The 20,698-nt window shown below is 59.6% G+C and carries 24 protein-coding genes; 3 read left to right on the plus strand and 21 right to left on the minus strand.

The window, feature by feature from the left end:
- The first annotated feature begins 12 nt into the window (after positions 1-12).
- Positions 13-1,758: a M3 family metallopeptidase gene (locus IU459_RS16165; protein WP_195130361.1), complete on the plus strand. Its 1,746-nt coding sequence runs from the start codon at positions 13-15 to the stop codon at positions 1,756-1,758.
- Here IU459_RS16165 and IU459_RS16170 read toward each other — a convergent pair.
- From IU459_RS16170 to IU459_RS16270, 21 genes are all read right to left on the minus strand, one after another.
- Complete coding sequence (locus IU459_RS16170) at positions 1,755-2,501, minus strand: class I SAM-dependent methyltransferase (RefSeq protein WP_195130362.1); 747 nt, start codon at positions 2,499-2,501, stop codon at positions 1,755-1,757. The genes IU459_RS16165 and IU459_RS16170 overlap by 4 nt on opposite strands.
- Positions 2,502-2,503: 2 nt before the next feature.
- Positions 2,504-3,349, minus strand: coding sequence for a TauD/TfdA family dioxygenase (locus IU459_RS16175; protein WP_195130363.1), 846 nt, complete (start codon positions 3,347-3,349; stop codon positions 2,504-2,506).
- Between the two features lie 151 nt (positions 3,350-3,500).
- The gene (locus tag IU459_RS16180) at positions 3,501-4,256 is read right to left on the minus strand and encodes an SDR family NAD(P)-dependent oxidoreductase (RefSeq protein ID WP_195130364.1); all 756 of its coding nucleotides are present in this window, start codon (positions 4,254-4,256) and stop codon (positions 3,501-3,503) included.
- Positions 4,257-4,291: 35 nt separating this feature from the next.
- A complete protein-coding gene (locus tag IU459_RS16185) occupies positions 4,292-5,257 on the minus strand; it encodes an outer membrane protein assembly factor BamB family protein (protein ID WP_324198891.1) in 966 nt (321 codons plus the stop codon).
- Between the two features lie 216 nt (positions 5,258-5,473).
- Positions 5,474-6,697, minus strand: coding sequence for a tetratricopeptide repeat protein (locus IU459_RS16190; RefSeq protein ID WP_195130366.1), 1,224 nt, complete (start codon positions 6,695-6,697; stop codon positions 5,474-5,476).
- A gap of 67 nt (positions 6,698-6,764) precedes the next feature.
- Positions 6,765-6,923, minus strand: a complete 159-nt coding sequence (locus IU459_RS16195; RefSeq protein ID WP_195130367.1) for a hypothetical protein — start codon at positions 6,921-6,923, stop codon at positions 6,765-6,767.
- A gap of 165 nt (positions 6,924-7,088) precedes the next feature.
- Positions 7,089-7,868 (minus strand): cytochrome P450, encoded by a 780-nt coding sequence (locus tag IU459_RS39675; protein WP_195130368.1) that lies wholly within the window; start codon positions 7,866-7,868, stop codon positions 7,089-7,091.
- Positions 7,869-8,316: 448 nt separating this feature from the next.
- Positions 8,317-9,597, minus strand: a complete 1,281-nt coding sequence (mpaD, locus tag IU459_RS16205) for a daptide-type RiPP biosynthesis aminotransferase (RefSeq protein WP_195130369.1) — start codon at positions 9,595-9,597, stop codon at positions 8,317-8,319.
- Between the two features lie 3 nt (positions 9,598-9,600).
- Complete coding sequence (locus tag IU459_RS16210; RefSeq protein ID WP_195130370.1) at positions 9,601-10,182, minus strand: pentapeptide repeat-containing protein; 582 nt, start codon at positions 10,180-10,182, stop codon at positions 9,601-9,603.
- 83 nt (positions 10,183-10,265) lie between these two features.
- On the minus strand, positions 10,266-10,937 hold the full coding sequence (locus tag IU459_RS16215; RefSeq protein ID WP_195130371.1) for a DUF6445 family protein: 672 nt from the start codon (positions 10,935-10,937) through the stop codon (positions 10,266-10,268).
- Positions 10,938-10,943: 6 nt separating this feature from the next.
- Positions 10,944-11,456, minus strand: coding sequence for a hypothetical protein (locus tag IU459_RS16220; protein ID WP_195130372.1), 513 nt, complete (start codon positions 11,454-11,456; stop codon positions 10,944-10,946).
- 33 nt (positions 11,457-11,489) lie between these two features.
- Positions 11,490-12,149, minus strand: a complete 660-nt coding sequence (locus IU459_RS16225; RefSeq protein WP_195130373.1) for an O-methyltransferase — start codon at positions 12,147-12,149, stop codon at positions 11,490-11,492.
- On the minus strand, positions 12,146-14,035 hold the full coding sequence (locus tag IU459_RS16230) for a M3 family metallopeptidase (RefSeq protein WP_195130374.1): 1,890 nt from the start codon (positions 14,033-14,035) through the stop codon (positions 12,146-12,148). Before IU459_RS16230 ends, IU459_RS16225 begins: the two co-directional genes overlap by 4 nt.
- Entirely contained in the window at positions 13,996-14,829 is an 834-nt protein-coding gene (locus IU459_RS16235; RefSeq protein WP_195130375.1) for a class I SAM-dependent methyltransferase, read from the minus strand. Before IU459_RS16235 ends, IU459_RS16230 begins: the two co-directional genes overlap by 40 nt.
- A 21-nt stretch (positions 14,830-14,850) precedes the next feature.
- Entirely contained in the window at positions 14,851-15,630 is a 780-nt protein-coding gene (locus tag IU459_RS40105; RefSeq protein WP_369123097.1) for a TylF/MycF/NovP-related O-methyltransferase, read from the minus strand.
- 84 nt (positions 15,631-15,714) lie between these two features.
- Positions 15,715-16,017 carry a hypothetical protein gene (locus IU459_RS16245; protein WP_195130377.1) on the minus strand — a complete coding sequence of 101 codons (303 nt, stop codon included), beginning with the start codon at positions 16,015-16,017 and terminating at the stop codon, positions 15,715-15,717.
- Positions 16,018-16,221 (minus strand): hypothetical protein, encoded by a 204-nt coding sequence (locus tag IU459_RS16250; protein WP_195130378.1) that lies wholly within the window; start codon positions 16,219-16,221, stop codon positions 16,018-16,020.
- A gap of 20 nt (positions 16,222-16,241) precedes the next feature.
- On the minus strand, positions 16,242-16,799 hold the full coding sequence (locus IU459_RS16255; protein ID WP_195130379.1) for a hypothetical protein: 558 nt from the start codon (positions 16,797-16,799) through the stop codon (positions 16,242-16,244).
- Positions 16,800-16,836: 37 nt separating this feature from the next.
- On the minus strand, positions 16,837-17,040 hold the full coding sequence (locus IU459_RS16260; protein WP_195130380.1) for a hypothetical protein: 204 nt from the start codon (positions 17,038-17,040) through the stop codon (positions 16,837-16,839).
- A 6-nt stretch (positions 17,041-17,046) separates the two neighbouring features.
- A complete protein-coding gene (locus tag IU459_RS16265) occupies positions 17,047-17,628 on the minus strand; it encodes a hypothetical protein (protein ID WP_195130381.1) in 582 nt (193 codons plus the stop codon).
- A 5-nt stretch (positions 17,629-17,633) separates the two neighbouring features.
- Positions 17,634-17,843 carry a hypothetical protein gene (locus IU459_RS16270; RefSeq protein WP_195130382.1) on the minus strand — a complete coding sequence of 70 codons (210 nt, stop codon included), beginning with the start codon at positions 17,841-17,843 and terminating at the stop codon, positions 17,634-17,636.
- A 439-nt stretch (positions 17,844-18,282) separates the two neighbouring features.
- Between IU459_RS16270 and IU459_RS16275 the strand changes: the two genes are divergently transcribed.
- Both IU459_RS16275 and IU459_RS16280 read left to right on the plus strand, forming a co-directional pair.
- Positions 18,283-19,653, plus strand: coding sequence for a helix-turn-helix domain-containing protein (locus tag IU459_RS16275; protein WP_324198892.1), 1,371 nt, complete (start codon positions 18,283-18,285; stop codon positions 19,651-19,653).
- A 2-nt stretch (positions 19,654-19,655) separates the two neighbouring features.
- The gene (locus tag IU459_RS16280) at positions 19,656-20,579 is read left to right on the plus strand and encodes a phosphotransferase family protein (protein WP_324198893.1); all 924 of its coding nucleotides are present in this window, start codon (positions 19,656-19,658) and stop codon (positions 20,577-20,579) included.
- Positions 20,580-20,698 lie beyond the last annotated feature (119 nt).

Raw genomic sequence — 20,698 nt, forward strand, 5'->3', positions numbered from 1 at the left:
CGGACGGATACCGTGGATAAGCTGATTAACGCATCCGAGCGTCTAGCAGCTGCGCTGACGACGGAAGCCACCGAGTTCTCTCAATCACTATTTAGGGCGCTTACGCAACCAACAGAGGCAGACGGCCCGTATACTGCGGCAACGGCTATCCTGAGCAATATTGGGCATCTGCTTGCGTATGCGGAAGGAAACCAGCGTCACATTCAATTTGACATGCTCGATCGCTGGCGTGTCGAGCATATTGACAGTTTCGAATGGCGGCTCCGACTTCTCACGCTGTTATCAGATCTTCCTCGCGACGGCACCCAATACGAAGACCAGCACTACGCCTGGGTGTCCATGCTTCGCTCGACGGTCGGAAATCATGACCCTGCACTCATTGCGGAGGAGCAGCAGCTGTACTCAGCGGTGCGTGGTGTCCGCCAGGGCCTCTCCACCGACCGCTCCGCCCTCTTGTCCCGTCTCGGTGTGTCCGCGGATGGCAGGAACCCGGAAACGCGATTCTTCCGCCTGATGAGCCGCACGGGCACCAGCGGCCTGCGGACCAAGCTTGCAGCGGCGTGGGACCGGGTGTCGGACCGCCGGGCGACCGAGCTGGTGGGCATCCTGGACGAGATCGTCAGGCTGCGGTGGAGCGCTGCCAGCCGCCGGGGATTCGGCTCACCACTGGTCGAGACGTTTCGGCGCAGCACACTCACGCCAAACGAAGCTCGGACCTTCATCTCCGGGTATGTAGCCGAGGCGGTCGCCGGCCACCGCCGCCTCGAAGCTGCTGTCGTCAAAGCAGTAGGCCACGTCGACAGTCCGATGGATCACTATGCGTACTACGTCAACCAATTGACCGGCACAGAGACTCTACCGCTGGTGCCGCTCGATGCGTGCCTGTCCCTCATTACAGCAGTAATCGAGTCAGTGTTCAGGTTGAGCGTAGAGGTCTCTAACTCCCGAAGTGATGATCGAATCCGACTTATTTTGAAAGATGATGGCCGAACTCTTGGCCATATTTCAATCGACTTGTTGCCGTTCGTATCATCAGAAACAAATCCGGTGGACGTGCTCGAAACCGAGGGCACCGGCGCCCAGGCCCCAACACTACCGATTGGCCGCGCGTTGTGCCGGTATCAGGTAGGTGCAGATGGTTCCAGACTAGTCAACTTCGAAAGTTCTCATAATTTGTTTCATGAGATGGGGCACGCACTGACTCAGGTACTCGTGAGAAATCGGGAACCTCGGTTATCCGGATACGAATACCTACCGGTCGAGCGGTTGGAGGACCTGAGCACTTGGTTTGAGAAATGGGTGTACCACCCTGAATTCGACGCGCGGATGCCAGCCGGAAGCAGCCTTGCGATCTGCCGTAGGATCAAGTTACTTGAATCTCGGGCTGCCCATTTACAGCGGGCCGTGACTGCGGCCATCGATTTCGACGTCCACGATCGCAGAGTGGGACTCAGCGAATCATTTCGTGCGTTGGACAAAGAGTTTGACATTGCACAGTACGTTCAGATAGGCGATATCGCCGGCCATCTGACACACCCAATGTTCCGCGCATATCCAGGAGGGGCAGGCTTGACTTACCTCTGGGGCGCGGCGTTTGGCGCAGATCAGTTTCGCAAATTTGAGGACGCCAGCCTATCCGAGGTAGTATCTTTAGACTATTCCGATCATTTCCAAAGCTGTTTCGACAGCCGTCGTCCCAGCGAACTGCCAGATGTTCTGGCCGTTCGGCAATTCTACGAGCGGGCTCTGACGGTCTAGTCAGCTGATAGGCATGTGGTCATGATGACCTCGGGGCTCGCTGATGTCCACGGTGCACCGCTCCAATCGCCCTCTTGTCGAACGATTTCAAATCCCGTCGCGGTGAGTATTTCACACAGACGAGTTGGATTTATGAATCGTAACGTCGATGACACGGAATAGGATTCGCCGACGTCATGGAAGCGAAAAGCTGTTTCGTAGTCGACAAGATCTGGAGGACGCTGACGTTCAAAGATATACACCACTTCAACTACGCCGCCGTCTGGCGCGGACACCGTTCTTCGTGTGTTTCTGTCAGTCCACTGCTCCCAACCCCGTACCACTGGATTGCGCACTTCAAAGATGAACTGTCCACTCGGCCCAAGGACCTGCCGAATCGCATCCAGTGCGGCGCGGATATCGTCGTCAGTGAGCAGCAATTGAAAAGCATGTCCTGTCATGACGACGAGGTCGAAACGATCGTTCGTTGGCAATCGCTGCACGTCACTGCACAGCCACTCCACTTCGTCAGTCTTAGCGCGAGCGATCGTAAGCATCGCTGCCGCCGGATCGGCTCCTACCAGACGACCGCGGTGGCCCGACCTCCTTGCTTCTGCGAGCACCTTGCCGGTCCCACATCCGATGTCTAGAACCGAATCGGCAACCATCATCTTTTTCCGGTAGAACTCGTAACAGGGCTGCCAGGGATTCAGAACATCGTAGAGGCTGGCGAATCGGGCCTCTTCATACACGGCATCAACCACTCTCAGCCTCCTTGGCGTATGCCGACCTGCGGAATCCAGTCGATCGCCTCTGCAAACGCCCGAAAGCTCGGTGCCAGGCATGACCGGTGCTCCTGCCGCCATATCCATGTGCGCAGCAGGTGACGGGATTTGTCTTGTGTCGGGTTGTCCGTGAACGAGGTGCGGCTGTGCAGGACGCGGTAGTTGTCGATCCAGACGCTCTCTCCCCGCTGAAGGGTGTGGTCGAACGTCACAGCCGCCCTTTGCGCGACGTCTTCAAACAGATCGAGCGCCGACGATTGCCGGTCGTTCAGACCTCCTGCGGCAAGCCGCATACCTTCCCGCAGCATCAGCGACCCATACCGACAGCTCAGGTGCCCGCGGTACAGGCTGAAAATAGGTGTCTGGATCAGGTGCGGTGCACCCGGCCGCTGTGTCCCCCGAAGGTCCCAGTTCCAAAGTCGGAAGTATTCGGAGACAAGTTCAGGAGCTTCCTCGGTGATCACATCCAACACCGCAGCAGCGCTGGCAAAGGAGTTGGCGCCGCCCGCCGAGCCAGGCCGGAGACACAGGAGCCCTGCAATATCGGTCGGATCGGTGTGCATCAGCATCGGCCCGTTCGACTGGTAGCCGCGCGCCGTAGCAACGTCAACCGGCCGCTCGTCACGGACGGAGACGATGATCTCGCCGTCGCTGTTCTGGGCACTCAGCCGGCCAAGCTGCGTCGCGGCAGTGAGCAAGAACAGGCGCAGTTGAACATCGGTCAGATCACTCAGCCCGTCGCCCGTCACTACCGCCAGTCCAGACCCTCCTGGTCCCAACCGTTCCTCTAGCAGGTCGACGACCACCCCCACCGCGTCCGATGCCATTGCAGGGCCACCGGAGTCGTTGGTAGGCAAGTCCGCAGCGAGGCGACTGACCAGGGTAGCGGGCAACCTCACGACATGATGTGGCTCTCGTCCGAGCACGACCGGTCTCCAGGGATTCAAGCCGGAAGCGCCGTCTGTCATCCATACCTCCTCAAATCAGCGAACCTGACGAGCCGCCATCCAGCTTGCACACCATCCCGTTCGCGATCGGTCCCAGGTTTGCGAGGTATTCGATGCTGCGGTAACAGGACTCAAAGTCAATCAGGGAATCAATCACCAGAGACGTGTTCGACCGGTGCAGATATGTCCGCGCGACCGCTTGGGCTTCCATGCCGCGAGCCTCCGCGATGCGCTGAAATTCTTGTATCTTGCGTTCATCGGCGAGAGGTCCGAGTAGCAGTGTAGACACGCTTGCATTTGACCCGCGGCAGCTATCCGCAAGCGCCGTCGCCAGTACCTTCATTGCAGCCTTACTGGCCGCGTAGGGACCGGTCGACTGCTTGGCGTTGTATATGGAGTCCGAGCTTATGGTGATGCATGAGCACGGTGATCCCTGACGAGAAGCAGCCGACAGGTATTCACGCAGGAGAATATACGGGGTGATGGCGTTGACACGAAACAGCTCAACGAGTTCTCGCGCATCAGGTTGACTCCCGTCGCGCGAACCGTAGCTGACTGCATTGTGGACAATGAGCTCCGGACGTCGCTCGGAAAGAAGCTCATCAAGGGAACTCAGCGCGTCGTCATCATTTAAGTCGGCCTGGAAGTAATCAATAGCACCGGTGAGAAGGTTGTCAGCGCTGACGCTGCGGCCGGTTGCCGTCACCTTCCAACCGGACTGGGCAAGCCGGGTCGAGATGTGTGCGCCTAGACCGCGACTGCCTCCGAGGACGACTGCCTGCTGCATACTAGCCTTTCGTGTGTCTCTGAGCCCGGCTGCGTTCAATATGATTCGCCAGCATCATTGCGGAAGCGAAAATAGTAGAGTTCGCCAGTGTAGGAGGCTCCGTACATGCTGCCGTCGGCGCTGGCAATCGGCGTTATGTCCATTTCTCGGCGGTGGTTGCCGAGCCCTAATAGCTGGCTTGTTTCCCATAGAAATTGACCGTCATCACGCCGAAAACCCTGGATATTTCCACGTGAGGTCGTCGCGATGAAATCGCCCGTTGGCAATACGGTGAATGAGGAATGATCGCGCGGAGTTCCCTCCGGCCGCGTCCACGCAGTCTTGTGTGTCGACACGTCGATGCCGAAAACCCGTCCATCGTCGATGCCGATTACAAGCCTGGAATCCGATACGGCCGGACTTGCGGTGATCTTCCCGCCGAGACTGAGTGAAGCAACACGGACACCTGTAGCCGCCGACAAAAAGTGACATGCCCCGCTGACCGTGCAGACAGCAACTTCCCCTGTCGACTCAATCACTACCGGAGACGCGCGGACTGCCGCCCCAGCATCGAAGTGCCACCGCTCGGTTCCGTCAGGCGCCAAGCAGACGGCATGCTCAGCGCAACCGAACACCATGGCTCCTTCAAGCGTGATCGCGGGGCTTGCGTACGGATCCCGCTGGGCAGCCAGTCCCCCAACTGCGGCGTGCCATGGACGTGGCAGCTGGAAGTCGTACAGCAGCTGGCCCGAGGCGAGGTCGACCCCCAGACCCCTGGAACCGAAGGTGGCAACACCGAGGGTGTCCAGCTCATCAGCAACCGCCGGCGTGGCGTAGATGGGGCCTGGCACCGTCGTCCTCCACACGACGGCTCCATCGAGACTGAAGCAGGTCAACGTCCCGTTGGTGGTTGCGGCTAGGACCGCCTTGCGACGAGTGTCGAGGACCAACGACGCATACACCGGGCCATCGAGCCGGTGCTCCCATCGAACGATCTGCAAATCAGGCGTGTAGTAACGCACCCAACCGTCGTAGCTTGCGAAAACTACGCCTTCGCCCGCAACAACAGCCGGAGTCGCGACAACCGGCACTTCGATGGTGTTACCACTTCCTTTGACGCGGTGGCGCAGCCGCTGATGACCACAAACCGCTGGCTCGGTGCGCCATCGGACCGCCGAAGCATTGTCAGTGAGTAGTAGGACCGCCTTCCGGGGGTCGTGTCGAAATGCTGATCGCACTTATTCCCCCTGAGCCGTCAGTGTGCTGGCCCTGGCTAGTTCGGTTTCGAATCTATTGCGCGATTCCTTAGACGCCCTCTTGGCCACTGCGGCGCCAGCCTCCCGCACATGATGATTTAGCGGCGCTAAGCCGAGAAGAAGGCTGTAGCTGTCAGCAGCAAGGTCATATTCTCCGATAGCCGCACGGCACTTCCCAGCCCGGTACAGGTGATGCCTGACGTATGGCGGGCCGAGGGTTGTTGCTCGCTCGTACATTTCCGCCGCCCGCTCCGTGCGGCCGAATGCCTCATACACTTCGGCCAACTCCCCATAGCTGGGTGACCACACCGGATCAAGGTCGACTAAAGCCTGACCTGCAGCTTCAGCTCGGTCGAGGTCACGTGTCACATAGAGGTGTTCTTTCAGCGTGGATTCATGGTAGGTCTTGAGCGCATTAACCGATGACGCATACGACGAATGCTGAACCGATGTCTCAGCCGCATCATGCGCAATTTCCATGCACCGCCGCGTCATCGACGAATCCCGGCGCGCTGCAGGCAGCATTGCTATGCCCCGGTACCATGCTGACACGGTAGCGGGATCGAGTGCAGTACCGTTTCGCGCGACAGAATTTCCGCGCTTCACGGCCCATACGAAGAGATCGCGCGAAACTTCCTTTCGCTTTAAATACCACACAACTGCTTGTGTACACACATCCAGCACCCGAGCATCGGGAATGCTTCCAGCCTCTACCTCGATCTGCATTGCTTGGAAGAATTCTGTCGATCGTCGGCCGTCATCACAGCGGTTCGAAACAAGAAATTTTAGCCATGCTATCTCAAACCGCTCCCGAGAAGTACAGGAACGATCAGCCGCCAGCTGTATTACCCGCTGAGCGACATCGAAACGTGAGATACTGACGAGTACCGACCCGAGGTTAATGAGCTCGACAACGGGCAGGTCGCCTGCGTCCTCCATCCAACCAGCAAGCCTACGAATCTCAGCAGTTGGCTGGTAGCGAACAGTCGCGACCAACTCATACGACAGCCCTTGAAGCAGGCATACCTCGGCCAGGACGTCCGGCTCGAAGATTTGTGTAAAGGCGTAGCCAAGGCGTTGCCCATCGTATTCACGGTAAGCATCGACACACGCCCGCGAAAAGATGTCAGCGACGAGGTCATGCGAATACGACAGTCCCAGAAGAGTTTCCCCGAAACTGTTTCGCACCGAGATCGTTGTGTCCATACTAGCCTCGCCATGGAGTAGAAAGCTGCGCGAGGCGGACATTCCCGCCCCGCGCAACAACGTTCAATTAGGAGGTGGCGAGCAGGACATCGAGCTCGGCGTCGAGCGCCTCGTCGATGCCTGCGGGGTTCTCCAGGTTGAGCTCGGCGTCCTCAGCTTCGAAGAACACCTCGGCGCTCACGAACGGAAAGAAGGCCGGCTTCTTCTCGAATGGGTTTATGGGCATAAACATCACTCCTCTCGGTGCGGTGAGTGCGAGCGTGCTTGGGTCGCACAGTCGCGAGTCCCATTGTCCTCCAAGGCGTCCCGGTATGCCACACCAATAGACGATCGCACGCCGCTTGAAGCAAAGGATTAACATCCATTCTGGAGCGAACCATGCATTCTGGACCTACCATCCGACTAGCAAACGCTCGATACCGTGAAGCACAGCGCCTCGTCGGATTCCGACCCCGGCTGGATCCTCCATCAGTCTTATGCCGGGGGCTCGATGAAACAGACCGGAAAGAATAGTTTCCAGCTCCATCCTTGCGAGATGCTGGCCGAGACACTTGTGAATGCCATATCCAAAGGCAATATGGCAATTGCGCCTCCGGTGGATGTTCAACTGATTCGGTCGTTCGAAGACGCTCGGGTCGTGGTTTGCCGCACCGATGAGTGCAATCACACCCGAATCCTTGGGAATGACATACCCAGCTATTGACACGGAATCGGTCGTCACACGTGCGGCAACAAGGTCAGCGATCGAAAGGTACCGCAACAGCTCCTCTGTGGCAGGACCGATAAGTGTCGGGTCGGCGCTCACCGTATTCGACAATCCAGGATGAGTTAGAAGTGCCAGCAGACCAACCGAGATCATATTGGTCGTTGTTTCATGCCCGGCCGTGATCAGGGCACCCACGAGTTCAACGAGCTGGTCCCGGTCATACATTCCTGCTTGTTGATAGACACGAACCAAACGACTTAGAACTACTTCACCCGAGTTATCGACCTCGCGGCGCCTGAGTGATTCCGCTATTAACAGGCGGAGCTCGCGTGACGCAGATTCCGCCTCAGCCGGTTGACTTTCTCGGTTCACCAGTATTCGAGATAGCTCACTCAACCGGACAGAGTGCTCAAGGTCGAAGCCCAACAACTCGGTTATCACCCGAGACGGTACCGGTTCCGCCACAGTAGAAACGATATCTGTGGATGGCGGGGAAGCGAATAGGTCGTCCAGGTGCCGGTGGACGATTGTCTCGATCCGCGGTCGAAAGTGCTTTAACCCGTATTGGGAGAACATCGGGGCAACGATCCGTCGATGCACCGCATGGTCGGGTGGGTCCATCCCCGAGTAACCCAACTTTGGACGCACTCCCGCAGTGTTGCGGTGACGCCGGATCGGAAACATGGATGGAAAGGCTGGATGCGAGTGCTCTGAACTGACGTCCGGATGGCACAGGATCTGACAAACGGAATCGTACCGGCTGATAAGCCAGACTTCCTGCCCTGACCCGAGTTTAGTACGACTTATTGGAGCTGATTCACAAAGTGTCGCATACTCCGACGGCATCGCGAGAGGGGTAGGTCTCGCCCAAGGAAACGGCTGTGGTGAAACAACCCGAGAGGCATCCACGCCCTCACCTCTCATTCGCGAATAAGGTCAATCCCGCGCTGACACGATCGGCAAGTTCTGCCAGATCATCGTCTGAATAGATCAGAGCAGGTACCAACTGAATGCAACTCGGCCCAGGGTGCACCAACGCCCCGGCTGCCCTGATGGCTGCGACGAGTCGGTCCACGTCGGCCCGCTCAAGCGGCCCTTGGGCATTAGCCAATTGCAGTGCTCGAAGACAGCCTCTACCCGTAGCACCGACTACCAGCGGCTCACGCTCTACCAACTCGGCGAGCACCACATCAATACGCTTCGCCAAGTTGGAACTCAACAGGATCGAATCGTAGCGTTGATGCTCAGCGATAGTCGCGATAATTGCAGCACCGGCCACTGCTGTGCCGCTTTGAGTCTCGGCGTGACCGAGGACGGTATCAAAATCATGGAATTTCTGCGCAACTGCCCTCGAAACAACGATTGCCGAGGCGGCCATCGTGCCATTCGTAAGAGCTTTCGATGTAATGACAAGGTCCGGCGCTTCGGGCCAACCTTGGCTCTCGAACATCGCATTACCGATTCGCGCGAATCCCGTCGTTATCTCGTCCGCCACCAGGAGGAACCCATGCTCCTTTCGTAGCCGAAGAAGCTCGGCCACATACTCGTCTGACAATGGAATCGCGCCGGTACCGAGCACGGGCTCAACCACGATCGCGGAGACTCTTCCCCGTAGTTTGGCCAGCGCATCCGAAATTGCCGCCGGGTCATTTGCGGCAACATGACCGACAAAGCGCCGATCGACCCCATACATCCGCTGACCCAGCTGTGCATCAGTCAGCGCGAAAGCTCCGTAGGTGAGTCCATGAAAGCCATCGCGCAGGCCAAGGATGATCTTTCTTTCAGGCTCGTTCCGGAGGACGTGAAAGTGCCGCGCGATCTTCATACAGACCTCATTAGCTGCACCACCTGAAGTCGAGAATATGACACGGCTGAACTGTTGCGGCCCTACCAGTTCGACGAGCGCGGCAGCAGCCTGCCGTGTATAGGAATTCTCAAAGCTCCACGAACTGAGGTACGAGGCAGTAGTCAGTGCCTCGGATACAGCTTCCGCAATTGCCGAATTGCCATAACCAAGGTTGGCATTCCACAGTCCGCTCGATCCATCGAGTCGCTCGTGCCCATCTGCGAACCGAACACGGATACCTTTCGCGGAGATAGCGCACAGCGAGTCGTCTCCTTGACGGCGCGGGGGGAGCATCGCTGGCCATAGCGGTCCGGGTGTACCCGTGCCTGGCGTCTCCTCGGTCGACATGTATCAGCTCACCTTCGTATTCAAGTGATCGGCGCGGTCGAGTTGGACCCCCTGTGTGAACGCGGTGGAGAAGTCGACCTCCCACGTGTAGGCACCCCATAGGTCTGCCCCGCGGAGCGCGGTTCGTACGCACGTCGCCTCCCGCAAGTCGGCATGGCGCATGTCCGCGCGGCAGAGCTCGGCTTCGGTGAGATCCGCGCGGCGCAAGCTGGCACTGAATAACACGCTGCCGGACAGCTTCGCGCCCACCAACCGTGCGGCGGTCAGATCAGCTTTCTCGAGATCGGCCCCGGTGAGATCGGCTTCGCTCAAGTCACATCCCATCAATCGCGCCCCCCGCAGATCAGCGCCACGCAGGTTCACTCCGCGGAGATCAACACCGGCGCCGTCCGCGCGCAGCAATCTCCAGCCGTCGACGATCCACCGCGCCTGGGTCACTCCGTCAGAGCCAATCTCAGCAAGTACGAAAATATGCAGGCGACTACGCCCGTCAGGCGGACTGTCGATGCAGTGGTCGCCGACACAGGATGCCTCTTGAACTACGCCCGCCGGCCCGAGCAGCCCCAAGGAGGCCGCATCGGTCATCACAAGGCGGTACCGCTCTGGCGGCTCACTTGAACCACACGCCTGTAGTGCGGCGTCGACAAGTGTGCGTCGGCCCTGCGTCATCATTGGGCCTGTCCGATGCTCTCGACCTCGATCGGGAGGCGAAACGCAGCCACGCCGGGGTCTGGGATGACGTTGAAGAAAAAGATGTGCGTCAGGCGCGCAGTCTCCGCACTGTCGCCGCAGCCAGCGAGGGGCGCATGGTATGCCTCAGCACCTCGGAAGAGAACGAGACGGTTGTACACCGGTGCCACCCGCCCCACGACTTCCCATTTCGAGAGGTCTGCCTTGTCTTGACGGATAACGCGGTCATCGAACTCGGCCGCATCGCAGTAGCCAAGCGCGCGGGCCTGCCGATCCGATGGGGGTGACTCAAAGCCGGTTGCGCGATGGCGGTAGAAGCCGGTCCCAGCTTCCATGGGCGCATCCGGAGTGAGATAGACCATGCCAGCCCAGTCCACCGCGGTATCGGCGTGTACCTTCGGGTGCATCCCTGACGCCCGTGTGATGAACCGGAACCCACCCCAAGTGAACCTGGCTTTATCTACATTCAGCTCTGCGCCCACAAGTTCGCCGAAACGCTGTTTCAGAGTCTTCGAGTCTATCGTTACTTGGCTGGCAAAACCGGGATAATCAGTCGGGCTGATATCCGCGTACTGGGACTTCAAGGCTCGCTCACGAACCGCTCCGGGATTCGCGTAGAAGTTATCAACGAGAACAACGCGACTTCGCATAGGCCCTCAGCTCGTCACACAAGGGAAGGTGATTACTTGGGTGAGTCGTGCCGACTCTGGATCAGCACCGAATCCGGGACCATCGGCGTAGCTTCCTGATGACGCCTTAAACAGCACCAATCGGTTAAATCGCTCTGCAACGAACATGGTTTCCGTCCCGCTCGCTCGCTCGGGCAGCTCGGGCATCGTATAGTGGGAGAACCCACCCTGGCATTGCTCCGGTAAGTTCAACCAGATCAGAGCCACCCAATTGCCGAGGTATTCCTCCGGCAGACGGTCGAGTGCACCGTTCGACAGAACCCTAAAGTTAGCCAACGTATCGTGCGTCGTTTGCGAGATTGGGTCGTTGCCGCACAGCTGCACAATTCTGTCGACACCTTCGCGATCTACAAACCCGCAGGGGAACTGGTGAGCCAGAGCGTTGCGCTGCGATTGGCCGGCAACCAAGGCGAGAGCACGCTCACGGATGTCGATCGGGTTGGGATAGAAATCGTCCACCACCTCGAAGCTCTTTTCCAATGCGAACTCCTTTCCCACTCTCCCGTCGTGCCATCAACGTTTGTGGCTAACCATGAGGCCGTTCTTAGTAGGAATGAGGGCCGAGAATAGTTGCTCGGATCGTGCCACTGCTCGGTTGTACGTGTCGATCGCGTGCACGGCGCCTGCGGCATCGCCGTCGGGTTCTCCTGAAAAATCACCGATAGCGAGCGCATCATCGGCGACCAAGAGCCCGTCATTCGCGAGAAGTGGATAACAAAGCTTCAGGTACTGCGGATACGTCTTCTTTTCAGCGTCAATGAATACCATGTCGAATGACTTTGGTTCAATTCCCCGGAGATAGGTCTCTGCGTCCGCCTCGACGACCTCGACCCGATCAGCCACTCCAGCAGCGGCTATATTGGTCATCGCGACCGCGACGAGCGACGAGTCTCGCTCTAGGCTTATCAAACGCCCACCTTCCGGCAGCCCGCGGGCGATATGTATTGCCGAATAGCCCACAAAGGTCCCCACTTCAAGAACTCTCTGTGGTCGGCGTATCAGGGTGAGTAATTGAAGGAGCCGACCTGCCTGATCATCGACCTGCATCGGCCTCAGATCATGCTCTATCAGCGACTGTCGGAGGATGCTGTCGAGCATTGGCTCACGGCGACCATGAACAGCTCGGAAGTACTTGTCGGCAGAGCTGGCTGCCGTCGTGTTCGCTTCTGTCACGAGACACCTACCCTTGAGACATCATAGAACGAAAAGATGGCCGCCGGAGCAGGCCGTCGACTCGGTAGATCGAAATCGAAACTGTCCGCGAAGAGCTGGCGCGCGTCGTCTGGCGGACTAGTTCGCGAAATCGGATCCAACAGGAACGGTGCGAACTTTTCACAACTGTCCGCCGACCCCCATAGGTAGGCAAAGTTTGCCCCCGGATGGGCCTGAAACATCGGCCATGTGAAATACGCTGGGAAGTCACCGAGACTGCAGTATCGCTGAAGGTTAAACCGACGGTCCAAGCTCTCAAAAGCACCACGTATCCCGACCGCACGATCGCGATGCAGTTCGAAGTCGAGAGCGGCCGTAACACCCCGCTCCAGGTGCGTTCGACGGTACTCCAGGAGTTTCACCCTTTGCGCTGTGGATATGCGCCGCGCTGTCTCGGGCGTCTCAGCGACACGTTTTGTAAAGTCAGGGTGATAAACCCACTTCTCAAACCACATGCTCAGGTTCTCCAGCCGTTCGAGCGGAAGGAAATCGAGCCCCGATCGCGTTGGCAGACGCCGGCGGATCAGTAGATGATTGAGCGCGTGTCCGAACTCATGGAATAAGCTGTGAACATTTTGGAGGTTTATTCGGCTGGAACCATCCTGGCTACGAACGAATCTGCACGATACATAGGCTATCGGGTGCTGAACAAGGTTCGACCATTCTGTCCGGTTACGAATTCCACGTGTGGAGTTGTAAGCCTTCGGTGTACCTTGCGTGTTCCAAAGGTCGAAATTGATGACGCCAAGCATACGGTCGGCATCGTGAACCTGAAATCTGACAACATGCTCGCTTCCTGACGCGATTTCGCTGAATTTCAAGCCGAATGTCACTGTGGCAACGTGAAAGATGAACTCCAAGCAAGTGTCCAGATCGAAAAGCGGAATGACTTCATTGCCTGCGATAGTGTGCATGTAGCGGCCGAAGTGGTCCGCCACGCCACCCTCTGTCGTACCGAGTGCATGGCGGATGTCCGCCTCCAGCTTCTCGTGGCTGCCTATGGCATGTGACAAATAGTCGTCGATAAAGTCCGACGCGGCCGACTCGGACAATCGACATCTCGTCAGGGTCTCACATAGTACCGTGTCGAATCCACGCTTCGCGGCACGCTCACGCCGAGTCCGCGCCATATCATTAACGATGTCTATCAACGATGTGAGCTTCGCATCCCGAGTGCGCAACCAAACCTGATTGAGCTTGCATCGGGTTGCGGCGTTGTCCGTGCCGCTCATAAATCTGTAGAACCGCGGCCATGGCCGTCCCTCGCTAGATCCGATACCAAGTCGCCCAAGCAGGCGCCGCTGGTCGTCTTCGACCGAAGCGAGCACCTCCTTGGCGCATCGCTGAAGGGCGAGAAGTTGGTCGTCTAATTCCTCACTTTTCGATTCTTCGCGGTCTTGGAGATGTGAAAGATACGCGCGACGTGCCTGCTCAGCCTCTTCATCTGAACAGCGCAGATGGCCTAACGCTTCGCGAATTCGACGGTCCAAGCTCGAATCGTCGAAGAACCGTTCCCGCCACGGCAGAAGACGGTGGTAGTCGATGTGTGCCTCGTTGGATTCGAGATAGAGAAATATGTAGGCGACGTTGTCATATATCGCTGTCAGCTCGACAAATGTATCGTCATCGGGAGGGTTGTCGAGTATCGCCACCAGCCTCGTGAACATGAGACCAAGAGTTTCCTCTGTATCGACGAGGCTTTCGGGCTCGTTGCTACCCGCCCGGCGCGTCTCGGTTGCCGAATCTGATACCGTCCGGTCGGGTTCTTTTAGGCTGGAACGTGTGTCGATTCCACCGGATTCAACCTCTACAGAAGTGCTCGCTTGCGAGCGACGAACATCCCCCATCCGAACTCCTGGCGCTCGATACCTGCCTGAATCTCAAGGCAGGCTTGAGCATACCGCAGGAAGGCTCTTCGTTCCTGTCGAAGTGTGGATCCTGCCGCCCTGTCCCGTGCGGTTTTGGCGAGGTGGATGTAACTGCGTCGAAAATATTTGCTGATATCGTCCGCCAATAATATTTCAAACCCCGCTGCCTCCAGCGCCTGGACGTACCCTCGAAAGGAGTACCCCGTATTTCGTAGCATTCCCTCGTAGATCAGAGGGCGAAGCCGTGCCGAAATATCCTTGGCGGGTTCGAGAAAGTCGGTGATCGCGAGGACTCCTCCGGGTGCAAGAACGCGACTAATCTCGTTATGACTTCTTGGTTTATCAATGACATGGTAGAGGGCGTCTTGACTCATCACATGACTGAACGAGCCGTCCGCGTAAGGAAGATTCGTTGCGCTTGCTTGCCGAAATCCGACCCGCAGCGAGCCATTCAATGGAATCCGTTGGCTCGCGTGATCCAAGTGTCGTTTACTCAGGTCAATAGCTTCTACCACGCAACTGAAGCTTCGAGCAATGTGCAGCGCGAGATCGCCGGTGCCACAACCGATATCGAGTACACGAGAGCCAGAGCACAGTCCCGCTTTGGAGGCAAGTACATCGTTTGTTCGGTTTGTCGCTTGTCGATAGTCGTAGGAATTTTCATCGAAATATCCGGCATGCTGCACTGGCTGCCCATCCCAAAGCTCAAGCAGATATTCGAAATCGCGATCGTACATCGCCGCAATCTGCGCTTCAGAGAAGTTGCTTTCCAAATCTGCACCTGTAACTTCGATTCACATATTGGTCGGAGGGCTAGGTTTACATGCCTTGTTCAATCTCAGGGGCTTCCTATATAGTCCGAAGGCAAGTTCTCCCACTCCTGGTACTGGCCGCATCTGAAGGCCCAAGGGTCCAAAGTAGTCGTCACAGGCATCCTTGACTCCGGGTAGGCAATCCCAAGCCCGGGGCGTTTGAGTTCGGTCACAGTAGTCGTCAACGATCAGAACACCACCTGGAGACAACCGTGGCACAACCGCCTCAAGGCTTTCTCGTATAGAGTCGTAGAAGTCCCCATCCAGATACGCGAACGCGATTTCACTGGGCATGGTGTCGGTTATGGTGTCGCGAAACCATCCGGCGTGAATAACGGGCAACGGGGCCGCCCAGTATTCAAACACAGCACGCAGTTCATCTACGGTCGTTGCCATAGCGCCCTGTGCGAAGTACCGATCGTTTGGACCAGGTCGCGGTAGCCCTTCGAAGGAGTCGTAGACATGGAGTTCACGCGGGGCAACACTGCTGTTACGAGAGTGGTCGCAATTTATCAGTTGGAGAAAAGCGGCGGTGTGTCCAGCATTACAACCGAGCTCAACGATGGCACCGTCGATACCGTATTCAAGAACCGCTGATAACATGGTATACAGATGACTTAGGCGCTCCACGTCGGTCATGTCGCTCGCTTCAGCAATTCGGTATAGAACGCTGAGATCCATGAGCGCCTTCCTCACCCTGGGGAATATTGCACATGAGTCTATCGAAACCTGGACGTGCACACCGGAACTCTGGATGTTCATCCGTGCAGCAGCCAGCGTTCTTGCAGATGTACACGTCGAGGTATAGGCCACTCCGCCACGGGTACTGGTATCGCATGCAGCTTCTCAAACCCCCTCGTGCCAGTCGGGGTCCTTGACCCACGGCGGCTCATCCGTATCATCCTCCTCGCTCCACCACCGCACCGGCCTGGCCGGCGGTCGCGCGCTCGGCGATGGCTGATCCTTCTCCGGCCCGGAGTCGAGCGTCTCGTCGTCGGCCCGGGGATCATCCGCCATCGCCACATTCCCCACCGCATGCCGCCCCTGAAGTTCGGTCGTCTTCCACCAGTAGCCGAGCCTGAAGCACAGCGCCCCGGTGAAGATGACCGATCCCGCCCAGGGGATGGCGACAAGGAGAGGCGACATCACTCAGCAGTCACCCTCGGTCAGCAGCAGATAGGCCGCCTCCAGGTGCACGATGCACTCGTCTGGATGATGGAACCGGTGGACATACCGCAGCTCGCGGGCACGTTCGAGCGTCAGTTCCATCAGGTGCACCTGGCACATGAACTCCGCCAGCTTGCCGTCCGCCTGCACAAACGTTCGCTCCGGCATCGGTTCCGGCCTACTCATGCCGAACTCCCATCGTCCGGCTATACCCGCCGGGGCGGAAATTCCGTCCCGTCCCCCTCCGGCCCCTGCTCCTTGGGTAGCCGCAAGCGTCCGGCCCGCACCGCAGCCACCAGCTCGTCGAACGATTCGATGCACCAGCCGAGTTCAGCGGCGTCACGCTCGTGATGTGCAGGCTCGTTCTGCCGGAGCGTATAGCGGACGTACTTCCACACCAGCCACGCCACCCACTGGCTGTAGGTTGACGGGCTCAGCGGCGCATACCCCTGGTACACAACATCTTTGGTGTGTCCGCCTCTTTCACGGTCGATCAGCCAGATCAGCAGGTTGAGCTGCTCATCGACCGAGGCCGAGGCGCTACGACCATGCTCATGCACATGACGCCACTCGCCGACTAATCCACGTGCGCAGCGCAACAGCACCGTCGTCGGTTTCTCCACCCCCGAGAGGACCCGCAGGAACGGCCCGGCGTCCGGTAGTGGCTGATCCGGCCGCGCCTCTACAGGCGGGATCATGAACGCCAATGGCTTGTCTGGGCTGGAGCCATAGAAGATGTTGTGCTCTGGGCTCGTTTCGGGCATCGTGGTTTGCCTTTCGGATTTAGGTACGCGAGGAGGCTCAGTCCCACAGGTCGGCGCAGGGAAGCGGCGGCAGATCGGCCCGGACGTCGTCATCGACGGTCACGACCAGTTCCGGGAACCCCTGTGCCAGTTGGTCGGCGACGTTCTGCGCCTGCTCGGCACTGGCTTGATAGTCCAGCGTGAGGGCGCCGGACTCGATGTGGATGTGCCGGATGCGTCGGGGCGGGGTGATGGGCTGCATGGCAGATCACACTCCGGGCGGCAGGCGCCGGCCGGTTTCGATCTCAGCGACCAGGCCGTCGTAGCCCTCGCACAGTTCCATTAGGCGGTCCGCTTCCGGCAGATCATCGAGGTCGCCCACGTTGGCGCTCACCACTTCCCAGAGCGCGGCCATGCGGGCCGCGATCTCCCCGATCGACTCTGTATGGACGGGGGTCGGGCGGTGATCCGGCACGAGGAGTGGTGTGCCATCCCGGCGGCGGCCCAGCAGCCGCTTCCCCACCGCGTCGTCGATGGCCGTGATCAGCAGGTCGAGTTCTTCTTTGGACGAAACTAACGCTCTCGCAACCGACTGCATCCGTTCGCTGGCCACGGCGTCACTCGCCAGCACCTCGAACGCCAACCGGTACCGCTCCTGGCAGATCACCAAGTCGCGCGCCGGATCCAGGATATCCGGGTCCGTAATTGGCGTCAGGCCAGCGAAGACCGCCAGCAACATTTCGCTGGAGGGCAGTGGTTCGATCGGCGCCCATTCGGGAATCGCGTCGACCGGATCGTGGTCGCTGTCGGGAGGGCAGTCATCTGGGGCGGGGCTGGGCAGTGCGCTCATCGGGATCACCGCGGCTTCGTCGCAGACGGCACCACACGGCCGGCCCGGACGAGCGTGTCGAGTGCCGCCGCCTTGCGCGGGCAGCGCTTCGCCCGGCAGGCAACGTGATAGCGCATCACCGTGTGCGCCTGCTCGATGCTGAATGGTGCGAGAGGCACTTGGTGGGCGGCTACATCGCACATAGCGACGAGCTGATAGATGGCCAGAGAATGCATCGTTTTGGAACCTCGGATCGTGATCGGAGCATCGGGGATGCACCCGGCACCGAGGGCTTTCGCCACCGGCCTGCCACTCCTGGCGGCCAGTGCGCCGCGTGAGGGGGGTACGGCGTCGTCCCGGTACCGGGTGCAGGTCAAGCGTTGATCGGGGGCAGGGACGGGGCCAAGGCCCGGCAGGGGTAGCCCCAATGGGGCTTGACAGGCCCGTATTTGGTGGGTTTACCTGGCAAAACGCGGTACGGCACCTTGCCGCCGGAGGGGCCGAAATACCGGCCATTCCGGGGCATTTCGGGACGGTACCGACGACGGCAGGCTGTTACCAATCGACGAATCGAGAGCGGCCATGAACAGACGGATACCGGCGCGGTGCACATGCGGTGCCGGAGAGACGAATCCGATCAGCGACTGCTCGTCGTGCGCGTCCATTGCCGAGGTGGTGGGGCGCCTGCCCGAGGACTTCTACGAATCGCCCACGTTGCGTTCTGCCCTCGGCAGCTACGACTTCGGCACGATTTTCCTTGCCGTTCGCCAGCAGGCTGGTCTCAGCCAAACGGAACTGGGCGAACTGCTCGATATGAGCCAATCGCGGGTCTCCGCGGTGGAGCGCGGCGAGCGCGGCATTGGCCATGTGAAGTTGGTGGCACGCATTGCCACCAGGCTGGGCATCCCAGCTGAACTACTCGGCTTCGCCGCCGGAATCACCGGTAGCCTGGCCAATAAGGAGGTGAGTTGGGTGGACCGACGCGATTTCCTTGTACTCCTAACTGCAGCCACACTCGGCTCCAATCTGCATCCAGAACTCGCCCGGCTGGGCAACCAGCTGCCCGGGCAAGCGGTGCCGTCGACGCGCACGCACATCGGGGCGGCCGATATCGACGCCATTGAAGCCATTACCGACGGGTTCCGGCGATGGGACCTGGCGCATGGCGGCGGGCTGTGCCGCAGCGCCGCGCTCACCCAACTCCAGCAAGTACGAGCACTCCAAAGTGCGTCGTGCCCGGACGACCTCCGGCCGCGCCTGCTCATCGCCACCGCCGAACTGGCCAGCATGGCGGGCTGGCTTGCCTACGACGTCGAGGATCACGACGCCGCCCGCAAGCTGTGGACCTACGCCCTCGATGCCGCGCACCAAGGCGAGGACCATCCACGCAGCACCGATCTCACGGTCAGCGTTCTGCTGGACATGGCGCACCAGTCGTTGCACCTCGGTCGGCCGGACGAAGCGCTCAAGGTGGCGCAGCTGGCCCAGGCCACCGCGGGCAACCGCAAGAATCCGGCCGCCATCACCACCGAGGCGTATGTCTTCGCCGTACTCGGGTGGTCCCGCGCCGCCCGCGGTGAAGTCGAACCGATGCGCCGGGCGCTCGGTCAGTCCGAAGAGCGCTACGACGACGCCAATTCCGCACCAGTGCCGTCCTGGGCGCGCTGCTGGCGTGGCGTGGTGTCCGAGGCCGAGATCACGGCGCAGCAGGGGTACGCCCTGCATCTGCTGTCGCAATCACAGCCGGAGTACGCACCGCAGGCCGTGACCATGCTCGGCCAGGCCGTCGGCAGTTACGAGAACGCCCACGCTCGCAGCCGGGCGGTCAACCTGCCGCCGCTGGCGGCTGCCCAGTTCCGCGCTGGTGATACCGACAGCGCCATCAAGACTGGCTACCAGGCCATTTCCGCGATCGGCAACGTGTCTTCGACCCGCTGCTACGCCCGGCTCAAGGATCTTTCCAAAGCCGCGGGCCCGTTCGCTGGCCAGCCCGAGGTGGCCGACCTGCGTGCCGATATCCGGGCAGCCATTCCCGTGGTGGCATAGCAGTGTGTGCAGCCCCGGGCCGCTCAGACAGTGAGCTGCCCGGCCGCAACGCGCTGGCGACGGTGTGCCGGATCTTCGGCATGAACAGCCGGGGTGCTCGGCAACTCCACCATCGGTCGAACGCCGTCTACCTGCTGTCAGGCGAGGGCGGGCGTGGCGTCATCGTCCGTTTGGCGCCGGATACCGATCTGCGCAGGCAGCGGGCAACCACCGCGATGGCGGTCACGCGCTGGCTGAGCCAGAAGGCCACGGAACCAGTTGGCCTGCAGCCACTTCCCGGCGACCAACCGGTGTTCGCCGCTGGTGCCGTTGCGACTTTCTGGCCGTACTGCCCACCGAACATCCCGGCGACGTTGACCGATGTCGCCACCTTGCTGCGTCGTCTCCATCGCCAGCCGATGCCGCAGTTTTCCGTACCGGAGTATCGCCCGTTGCATCGGCTACGCGAAGCGCTCGACTTGGATGACACCCGGCCGGAACCTGCACTGCCAGCCGATGATCGCCAGTGGGTACGGAACCGGGCAGAGGAACTGGTCGAGGCCTACCACGCGACCGACTTTCCGCTCGGCATCGGAGTCGTCCATGCCGATGCCCACACCGAGAACGTTGTTTGGAACGGAAATGCCTATGTGCTGATCGACTGGGACCAATCCTGCATCGGCCCACGGGAGTTGGACCTCATCGGCGGGCTGCCGGACCATTTTCAGCGTCCGGAGGCCGAGCGGCGGGAGTTCCTCGATGCCTACGGCTACGACATCCTCAGTTGGCCGGGCTGGCGGCTGCTGCGGGATATTGCCGAGCTGCACTCGATCGCGTCGTACATCCGTCTGGCACCGCATAAGTCGGCCGCGGCCGAACAGCTGGAGGTACGAGTGCGGTCGCTACGTCAAGACGACCGGCATGTGCTTTGGCGGGCGGTGTCCTAACCATCTCAAACTCGGTACAGCCCGTCTCATTGCTCAGTATCCGAGAGGCGTGAAAAGCCGCCCAGGCCATAATCCTTCCTGTTTGTACAGCGTAGCTCCACCTGCCGACAGAAAAGTCA

The sequence above is a fragment of the Nocardia amamiensis genome (assembly GCF_015477605.1).
GTDB lineage: Bacteria > Actinomycetota > Actinomycetes > Mycobacteriales > Mycobacteriaceae > Nocardia > Nocardia amamiensis_A.